The sequence below is a fragment of the Nostoc sp. NZL genome (genome assembly GCF_015714705.1).
GTDB classification, from domain to species: domain Bacteria; phylum Cyanobacteriota; class Cyanobacteriia; order Cyanobacteriales; family Nostocaceae; genus Nostoc; species Nostoc foliaceum_A.
Genome location: NZ_WBKL01000010.1, coordinates 1 through 8938, shown reverse-complemented (window position 1 = coordinate 8938; position 8938 = coordinate 1). Strand labels below are relative to the sequence as shown.

Genomic DNA, 8938 nt, shown 5'->3' with positions numbered 1-8938 from the left:
ATGCTGATGGGCACGGACAATCGTGGAGTCAATCATCGCATATTCATTATCAGCATCATCTGCCAAGCGCTGAAACACTCCTTCCCAAACCCCCGTTTTTGACCATCGGCTAAAACGAGTATGAATCACTCGGAAATCTCCAAATCGCTCTGGGAGGTCTCTCCAGGCTATCCCTCCCCGATAACGGTACAGCACTGCTTCTACAAACAACCTATTATCTTTGGCTGTCACACCCACATATCCTCTTCGTCCAGGTAGTAAGTCTTTGATCTTCTCCCACTGGTCATCTCGTAGCGCATAACGTCGAGTCATTAGAACTCTATTTGGCTTATCCCAAGCATCACTGATTTTAGTTTACCTAATTGATGACACGCCCTAGGTGAAGCATCAAATAATGTCTTTAATTTGTAAAATATTTAGAGAAGCCAGGTATAACCTGGCTTGAAAACCGAGATTTATTCTTAGAACAAATAGTAACAGACTTATATCACAATACCAATAGATATGAAACAGCATCTATAAGAAAAACCGAGGAAGGCAACAAGTAGAAAATTACAGCAAGCCTTTTTAAGGAGGGTTGGCAATACGGTTCGGATAAGGTTTTTTGATGAATAGATCACAAAGACGCGATAAATCGCCGTCTCTTCCCTTAACCGAACCGTATTGGGAGGGTTGGGGGATCTTCCAGGGCAAAATATCACTAACACCAAGCGTATTGAGGTAAAAGCGCACAGCTACCTATGCGCCTCTATTGTAATTATTTAAGTTTTTCGTAAGCAGCCAAAATAATTTTTTCAGTTTCTTCCCAGCCAATACATTTATCAGTTACAGAAATACCATATCTTAATTCTTCTTGCTTACCAGTAATTGGTTGACTACCTTCATACAAATGAGATTCCAGCATCATGCCAACTATTGATGTATTACCATCTACTATTTGCTGAACAATACTTTCTAAGACAGCACCTTGTAATTTGTAATCTTTATTAGTATTGCCGTGGCTACAGTCAATAACAATTCTCGGTGGTAAATTCGCCTGTTTTAACTTCTCTTCTACCAGTTTGACATTTTCTGCATCAAAGTTGGGTTGACTACCACCCCTTAAAATTACGTGACCGTAGCCATTACCTTTAGTTTGAAAGACGCTAACTTGTCCGTTTTGGTTAATTCCCAGGAAATTATGTGGATTTCCAGCAGATTGGAGGGCATTCAAAGCTACTTGAATATTGCCGTCAGTACCGTTTTTAAAACCCACAGGCATCGAAAGTCCACTTGCCATTTCACGGTGAGTTTGTGATTCGGTCGTGCGTGCTCCAATGGCAGACCACGTGATCAGTTCACTAATGTATTGAGGTATGATTGGATCTAGTGCTTCTGTACCAGCAGGTAATCCCAATTCTGTAATTTTTAATAATAGATCCCGTGCAATTAATAACCCATTCTCTACATGGAAAGAATCATCCATATCTGGATCGTTAATTAACCCTTTCCAGCCTACGGTTGTTCTTGGTTTTTCAAAGTACACTCGCATAATTAGTAGCAGCTTATCCTGGACTCGCTCGGCTAATCTTTTCAACTTTTCAGAATATTCGAGCGCTGCTTTTGGGTCGTGGATTGAGCATGGGCCAACCACTATAAATTTTCTGCGATCCTCAAAATCCAGGATCTGTTCTATTTCCTGCCTATATGCTAAAACTCTTTGTTCAGCTAATTGTGTTAAAGGTAATTTTGATTTGATTTCATTGGGAGTTAATAAAATGCGATCGTTCTCAATGTTAGCGTTGTCGATATTAGTATTAAATAATTTATTGTGCATGGGGATGCTCTGGCAATTTTATATACGCACTTCAACTCAAAAGTGTAACATAAACCCATGAAATTTTAAAATAGCTTCTTTTTTACTTGACAAATTTCTAACTAGACTGTAGATGAGTAAGGTAATAACTGAAAAAGGGGAAATAGCTTTCCCCTTTTTCTTTGCTATTGAACTAGTGCTTCAGTGGTAGTGTATATGATTACTGCCATACAAACACTTTGGCTTCGTATGGCCCTAAGTCAGTTATAATTCCATCATCACCGGCTTCAACATCATAATTACCTGTCCACTCGTGCCATGTACCAGCGCTAGGAAAGTTAGGAACATGATAGTCAGCTAGGAAGTTTTCTGAGAAATTTGCAATTACGACTACACGAGAACCTTCATCATTCCAACGAGTATAAGCTAATACTTTTGCCTCTGGATTTTCGTGGATAAAATCAATATTTTCTGTGTAAAGGGCATGATTGCTTTTACGCAGGTTGGTTAAGCCTTTGTATGATTCAAATAAACTACGATTTAAATCATTACCTAACAGCGTCCAATCGATTTTGGATGATTCAGGTTGTTTCGGTTTGTACTCACCAAATTCCTCTCCCATCCAAATCAAAGGTACACCAACAGCAGTCATTAGGATGGCTACTCCTAATTTAACCCGCCTAAAGGCTTCTTCGTCAAAAATCTCACGGTTTCCCAATTCAACCATGACATGGTTATGGTCATGGTTGGTGAGGTAATTTACTACGTTGGTGGCACCCAAAAAGCCTTGGCGCTTGCAGTCAATGACATCTTTTAGACGCTCTAAATCAAATGTATCACCGCAGATATGTTCTAGAATGCAGTGATAGAAACTATCATGCCAGCAACCATCCATTGGCCCATCTACATTGGTAATGCTGGTAGTTTCAGGAATGTGTTCAGCAACGTTATAAAAAGGCTTTGCACCAGCAGTTTTTTTGGCTTCCTGAACAATCCAGTGCATGAAGTCGTAATTAGCAATTTGCCGTGCTGCATCATAGCGAATACCATCAAGATGATATTCCTGAATCCAGAAACGGATTGCCTCACCAGTAAATTTCCGCGCTGGATGAATATCTAATTTTTCGTCATAATGTTCATAATTAAACTCAGGCCCCCAGTTATTATCAGGGTCACGAGGTTCGTGATGATACCAGTAATCGTGGTCAATTTGTGTTAAAGGAGCAGATGCTTCTGAGTGGTTATAAATACCGTCAAGAATTACACGAATACCTCTGCCATGACACTCATCAATCAATTTTTTCAATTCAGCAGTAGAACCATAGCTTGATTCTGTTGCAAAAAAGTGGCGAGGATTATAACCCCAACTATAATCACCAGGATATTCTTTAAGTGGCATCAACTCAATAGCGTTGATTCCTAGTTCGCACAAATAATCTAACTTTTCAATGACGTGTTTGTACTTGCCTCGTGCATAAGGATCATCCTCACCACCAGAAAAGTCACCGACGTGCAATTCATAAATTACCAATTCGTGGTCAGCAGGTAAAGGTTTATCGTCATTTTGCCAAACATAGGTATCAGTAATTCTTTCACCATCTTTGACCCGGATAACACTATCATCTTTTCCACTCAGTTCATCTATATCAGTTGCATAGGGATCTGTGACATCAACCCATTGTTCTGGTTCAAAAAACCATGAATTTGACTGGACGCGAAATTTATATTTATAAACGCCGTCTTCTAGTTCAACACTTGTGCGAAAATAACCATCATCACCTTTTTCCATTGGAATTTCTTGCCAATCAGAAAAAGAACCAATTAATGCGACTCCTTTGTTGTAAGGTGCAAATAAATTAAATTCAATTGGCTTTGCCATAGAAGTATTTGTAATATCAAGGGTTGATAGAAGTATTCTCTGATGCTCAATTAAATTTGCAAATCGCTCTAGAGAAAGAATTATATAGCCACTGCTTCTATCTTCAGGATGAATTTATAAATATTTTATAAAAATTAACTGCTTTTGGCTAATTTTGACTGTTTATAGGATTTTTAACTAATATCTAGATTATATTTATTAGTGCATTTACTTCCTGTATTAATAAACAGAATCTAAAGGTTTTTATTGATTTATTAAATAGCAGATATTCAGTAAAAGAATATATTTATTGCTAAATACCTGCTGTATAAGATTACTCAATTTCGCCGCTAGTTTGTTGTAGATAACTTAACAACCAATTCGCCGCGGTCGCTCTGCGAGTTTGCCGAGGCCCAAATTCACCAATCTTATAACCTTTGAAACCCAGTTTTTCTTTTAGCATTTGTTTGTTTTCAGCAGGAATGGAACGAGTCAACTTGACTGTTGCAGGGCGAGATTCAATGAAATTTGGTGGTTGTGGGTACTCATCTTGCCATTCTGGTGCAACTTGGCTATTGTCCCATTGTGCAGTTGAGGAATCATAGCGATAGCCTAAATAATGCCATAGCAACTGGTTGACTGTAGCATTATCAAGTTTATCGTCAAGAATTGCCCAAATTGTTTCTGTATTGAGTGGTGGCAGGTTAGACATAAGCAATTCATAATTCAAAGTTGAAAAACTGACTACTGTTTAATTAAATTCACAACAGTTAGTAGGTAGTGAAAAACACTTTATCACTACTTTGCGACACTCCCAAAGATAGGGGGGATTTTATTTTTATTTACACCTGCTGGAAGATTTATCCGCCACAAGCATTAGACAAACTACTAAAGTGACCCTGAATAGAGAGATTCGCCAACTCAGGAGGAAAATTATGGGAATAGGGGATATGTTCAGAAATATAGTCGGTGGCAAGCAGAAACAACGTGATGAAGAATGGGATAATCGCGATCGCCAGTACAGAAATCACAGTGACGAAGACGAAGATAGCCAGTACAGACATGGCGGTGGCGATGATAATGACCGTGAGTACAGACATCGCAGCGATGACGATGATGAAGACGAAGACCGCGAGTACAGACATCGCGGCGATGAAGATGAAGACGAAGACCGAGATTAATTTCGCGAGTTGGAGTTAAAAACAGGTTGTGTATACACAAACTAGGTAGACTGGAAATCGTAAAGATTAGACCAGTCTATGCAGAATTCCACAGCACTGCCAAAGATCATCCGCGCCCATGTATTCATTTCTGGCCGAGTCCAAGGAGTGGGCTATCGCTATTCCACTGTGGATACAGCTAGCCAGTTGGGATTAACTGGTTGGGTGCGGAATCTCCCCGATAATCGAGTAGAGGCAGTTTTTGAAGGGGCGCGAGAGGTTGTAGATGACATGGTTCGCTGGTGTCACTCTGGTCCACCTGCTGCTGTAGTTAAAGATGTTGTGGTTGAGTATGAGGTACCAGAAGGGTTACGGGGATTTGAAGTTAAGCGGGTTGAGTAATTTGTAATTCGTAATTCGTAGTTCGTAATTCGTAATTTTAGCCTCTGTAGGTTCGTGGGGTTTTTCCTGTCCATCGTTTGAAGGCGCGGTGGAATGCACTCGGTTCAGAAAAGCCGAGCAGAAAAGCAACATCATGTATTGGAGTATCTGTGTTTTTTAGGTGTCGTAGCGCTAATTCTTTGCGCGTTGCATCCAAGAGTTGTTGGTATGAAGTACCCTCTGTTTGCAATTCTCTCTGCAAGTTACGGACGCTAATAGCTAAACTGTGAGCAATGGTATTGAGTGCAGGAACTTCTCCTTTTAAGTGTTGAGAAATCGCCTGAACAACACGGTTGCTATAAGTATTCTCTTGGCTCAACTCATCTAACATGGCTTTTGCATGTTGTTCAAAGATAGACAACAGGCTGGGGTTGGCTGATAAAACTGGCCAATGCAAACAATTGGCATCCAAAATCATTCGATTTGTCGGTGCTAAAAAACGTATGTCTGTGCCAAAAATCCGCTCATGTTCAGAAATATCATTTGGGCGTGGGTGTTGAAACCAAACTGTTTGGAGATAGAGTTGCTTACCTGTGAGCATTTTTGTTGCCCTCATCAAAGCAGCAAAGGTACTCTCGATGGGATGTCGAGGTTCTTCTAACAAATAGTTTTTTAAATGGTCTACGATTTCACAATCACACAATATTTGTTCTTCAAATATTGAGAAATTAATGTAAACACCTTGGCTGAATAAACGGGTGTAACGAGAGAGTTTTTCTAAAACCTGATCGAATGTATTACAATTCAACAGCACATAGCCAACAATGCCGATCGCAGCGACATTAAAAGCTTCGCCTAAGTGCAAGCCAAAGTTTTCGTCACCTGTCAATTTAACCACTTCACGCCACAAGGCTTTCAGGGGCGCTCCGGTAATCTGCTGATCGGGCATTTCTATCAGCGCTAGTTCAATTCCCGCAGCAGCACACAACTTCTTAGCATCAATCCCATAAGTTGCTGCATATTGAATAATGTCTCGAACGATGGATACGGAGAAAGTTGCCTCTTTCATAAAGCATTCAGGCGTAGTTTTCTAAATCGGCGTGTTTTGTCAATTCTTTGGCGCAGGATGTCAATTCCAGATCCCGCAGACAGCATACCTTGAGAGTATGAACAACGCGAAAGGAATTTTTCAAAATGATATCTGCAAAACTAGGCACTCACTCTGCTAACGCAACCTTGACCACAGACTCAAATGGAGAACAAATTGAGAACCCGGTGACAGGCGATCGCATGACGATTCTTTGCTCAACTAATGATACCTAGAACTTACGCATTTACAAGCAAGACAAAAAGTGAATAAGGAGAATACAGAAAAAAAATAGCGATGCCTGCGGCGGGCTACACCTACGCTAGTTACCAGAGGCGTTAAAAACAGATAATTTACTTGGCTGTGTTTAGGGTTCGGACAATCAGAGCAATTACTAAACCATCAACCGCTAAATGTGACTTGAACACTTATACTCTGTTTCTACTGGCAGAATCAAAGTATCCAGGTTGCACACGTCTGGCAGAGATAATGAAAAATTTATCTCATGATAGCATCAATAGATTTTTGCTACGTGAACGGTACGAACCCAAGGACTTATTTGAAGAAATCAAGCCCAATATCAATCTAGTTGGAGGTACTTTAAGCGGAGATGATACGGTAATTGATAAGCCTCATAGTGACCTGGAAATAGCAGAATTAATTGGTTATTACTATTCAGGTAGACATCATCGTGCCGTCAAGGGAGTTCAGTTAATTACCTTGTATTACACCGATTTATCAGGGAAATCTGTACCTGTAAATTATCGCATTTATAACAAACAAGATAACAAGACTAAAAATGATTATTTACGAGAAATGATTACTGAGGTAATGGATTGGGGTTTAAAGCCTAAAACAATGACAACTGACGCTTGGTATTCCAGTCAAGAAAACCTGAAGTTACTGAAAAACAAGGGATTAGGGTTTTTAACTGGGGTAGCTAAAAATCGCTCATGTTCGATTGATGGTAAAAATTTTACCCAAGTCCAAAACTTAGAAATTTCCGAAGATGGTTTAATAGTGTATCTAAAGAACTTTGGTCAGGTAAAGGTATTTCGGAAAAGTTTCAAAAACGAAACTAAAAGATATTGCATTATGTATATCCCTGAAAAAGATACACTAAACTCAATTTCAATAACAGAATTTAAAGAGCTACATTCAATTCATTGGGGGATTGAGTGTTACCACAGAGCTATTAAACAAGTATGTGGCATTGGGAGATTCATGGTTAGAACAACCGATGCTATTAAAACTCACTTTTTTAGTGCAATTCGCGCTTTCACACAATTAGAATTAATGCGGGCAGAAGATTTAATTGAAAATTGGTATGAAATCCAAAGAAATTTATCTCTTCAAGTGGCTCGTGACTTTATTTTGTCACACCTAACACAGAAGTTGGGATTGGCCGCATAGTATCAATTTTCTGTCAATGCGTAAGTTCTAGATACCAATGGAGAGTATGTAAAATTCCAGTTTGAGCTACCACCCGGTTCCCAAGGTAGCCCGCTGCACTATCACGATACTAAGACAGAAATCTTTGAGGTTTTAAGTGGCTCACTGGAGATGGAAGTTGGTGAGAAAGGAAATCTCAAAGTATTGCAGCCGGGAGAAGTCTTGCAGATACCTGCTAATGTGTATCATAGTTTCCGCAATGCCTCTGATAATTGGGTGATTTTCACTTCGGAAGTCCGGGCGGCTGGTGAGTTTGAGCATTTCCTGCGATCGCTGTTTGGACTAGCGATCGACGGTAAGGTAAACAAGGAAGGAACTCCTACAAATCTTTTGCAATTTGCCTTGCTGATTAAGAAAGCAGACACTATCATCGTTGGCCCACCAGTATTTGTGCAAAAACTGATGATCGGAGTTTTAACTGGAATTGCCCGATTTTTGAGGGTGGATCAGTCATTAGTTAAATACAAATAAATTGGCATTGAAAAAGAGGAGGCAGAAGTTTTTAAATTTTGAATTTTGAATTGATTTCTCCCTCATCTTCCCCACTCACCTTTTTACTTAAACTCTAATTCGAGGCAAGATGATGAACCGTTTACAAGTAGCAAGAACAACGGGTGTTTTGTTTATTGTGTTTTCTCTTCTGCTGAATATACCCTATTATCTGCTAATACAAAACTTTGAGTACGATGACATTTTACGCAAACCCACCGATTACGTTTTAACTCAGTTCCATGCAGGCGGTGCTGGATTAATTCTCACTTGGTTTAGCTTTGCTTTGGTAGTATTGCTGTTCATTCCGACCAGTGTTCTATTTCAGAAAGTGCTGGGGCGCGAAGATACTCCCTATCTGTCTGCTGCTACGCTCATGGGTGTGCTTTCTGGTTTGGTACAGTCTGTTGGGCTGATGCGCTGGGTATTTGTGCTTCCTGTTCTCGCAAACTTATATGTTGACCCATCTGCTATTGACATCCTCCCGCCGCTAATCAGGAGTACCTGATATAGCGGGGGATTCCAAAGATCGCTCTTTGGACTTCCTCTTTCCGCGACCCGACTTACTTGGAGGAGTTTCCTCACCCACGCAGAGGTCGATGTCTCCAGAGGCGATTAACGTTCCTGTGTGCCCCACAGTACGGAGTCCAATTTCAAGAATATTCAGCGCTGCATTATGGTCACGGTCTAAGGCTGTTCCGCAATGGGGGCAGCAA

General features: G+C 40.2%; 10 protein-coding genes and 2 pseudogenes. 6 read left to right on the top strand and 6 right to left on the bottom strand.

The features are described 5' to 3' along the window. The 4 genes from F8R90_RS01260 to F8R90_RS01245 all read right to left on the bottom strand — a co-directional run. A partial coding sequence (locus F8R90_RS01260) for an IS5 family transposase (protein WP_196508892.1) occupies positions 1–312 on the bottom strand: 312 nt, incomplete at its 3' end. A gap of 445 nt (positions 313–757) precedes the next feature. Further along, complete coding sequence (locus F8R90_RS01255) at positions 758–1816, bottom strand: 3-deoxy-7-phosphoheptulonate synthase (RefSeq protein WP_196508890.1); 1059 nt, start codon at positions 1814–1816, stop codon at positions 758–760. 199 nt (positions 1817–2015) lie between these two features. Continuing rightward, positions 2016–3674, bottom strand: a complete 1659-nt coding sequence (locus F8R90_RS01250; RefSeq protein ID WP_196508888.1) for an alpha-amylase family glycosyl hydrolase — start codon at positions 3672–3674, stop codon at positions 2016–2018. A 313-nt stretch (positions 3675–3987) separates the two neighbouring features. Further along, complete coding sequence (locus F8R90_RS01245) at positions 3988–4365, bottom strand: DUF1823 family protein (RefSeq protein ID WP_196508886.1); 378 nt, start codon at positions 4363–4365, stop codon at positions 3988–3990. A gap of 223 nt (positions 4366–4588) precedes the next feature. Here F8R90_RS01245 and F8R90_RS01240 point away from each other — a divergent pair, with 223 nt between their 5' ends. Both F8R90_RS01240 and F8R90_RS01235 read left to right on the top strand, forming a co-directional pair. Then, positions 4589–4834: a polyribonucleotide nucleotidyltransferase gene (locus F8R90_RS01240; RefSeq protein WP_196508884.1), complete on the top strand. Its 246-nt coding sequence runs from the start codon at positions 4589–4591 to the stop codon at positions 4832–4834. A gap of 78 nt (positions 4835–4912) precedes the next feature. Continuing rightward, entirely contained in the window at positions 4913–5215 is a 303-nt protein-coding gene (locus F8R90_RS01235) for an acylphosphatase (RefSeq protein ID WP_190894938.1), read from the top strand. 37 nt (positions 5216–5252) lie between these two features. Here F8R90_RS01235 and F8R90_RS01230 read toward each other — a convergent pair whose 3' ends face one another. Further along, positions 5253–6263, bottom strand: a complete 1011-nt coding sequence (locus F8R90_RS01230; RefSeq protein ID WP_196508882.1) for an AraC family transcriptional regulator — start codon at positions 6261–6263, stop codon at positions 5253–5255. A 125-nt stretch (positions 6264–6388) separates the two neighbouring features. Here F8R90_RS01230 and F8R90_RS33305 point away from each other — a divergent pair, with 125 nt between their 5' ends. The 4 genes and pseudogenes from F8R90_RS33305 (at position 6389) to F8R90_RS01215 (ending at position 8730) form a co-directional block, all read left to right on the top strand. Further along, positions 6389–6517, top strand: coding sequence for a hypothetical protein (locus F8R90_RS33305; RefSeq protein WP_269141713.1), 129 nt, complete (start codon positions 6389–6391; stop codon positions 6515–6517). A gap of 145 nt (positions 6518–6662) precedes the next feature. Continuing rightward, positions 6663–7694: an IS701 family transposase gene (locus F8R90_RS01225; RefSeq protein ID WP_196508897.1), complete on the top strand. Its 1032-nt coding sequence runs from the start codon at positions 6663–6665 to the stop codon at positions 7692–7694. Positions 7695–7766: 72 nt separating this feature from the next. After that, a pseudogene (locus F8R90_RS01220) lies at positions 7767–8204 on the top strand (cupin domain-containing protein); the annotation flags it as partial. A 109-nt stretch (positions 8205–8313) separates the two neighbouring features. After that, a complete protein-coding gene (locus F8R90_RS01215) occupies positions 8314–8730 on the top strand; it encodes a DUF4386 domain-containing protein (RefSeq protein ID WP_230966026.1) in 417 nt (138 codons plus the stop codon). Here the strand turns inward: F8R90_RS01215 and F8R90_RS01210 are convergent. Continuing rightward, a pseudogene (locus tag F8R90_RS01210) lies at positions 8713–8938 on the bottom strand (RNA-guided endonuclease TnpB family protein); the annotation flags it as partial. The gene F8R90_RS01215 and the pseudogene F8R90_RS01210 overlap by 18 nt on opposite strands.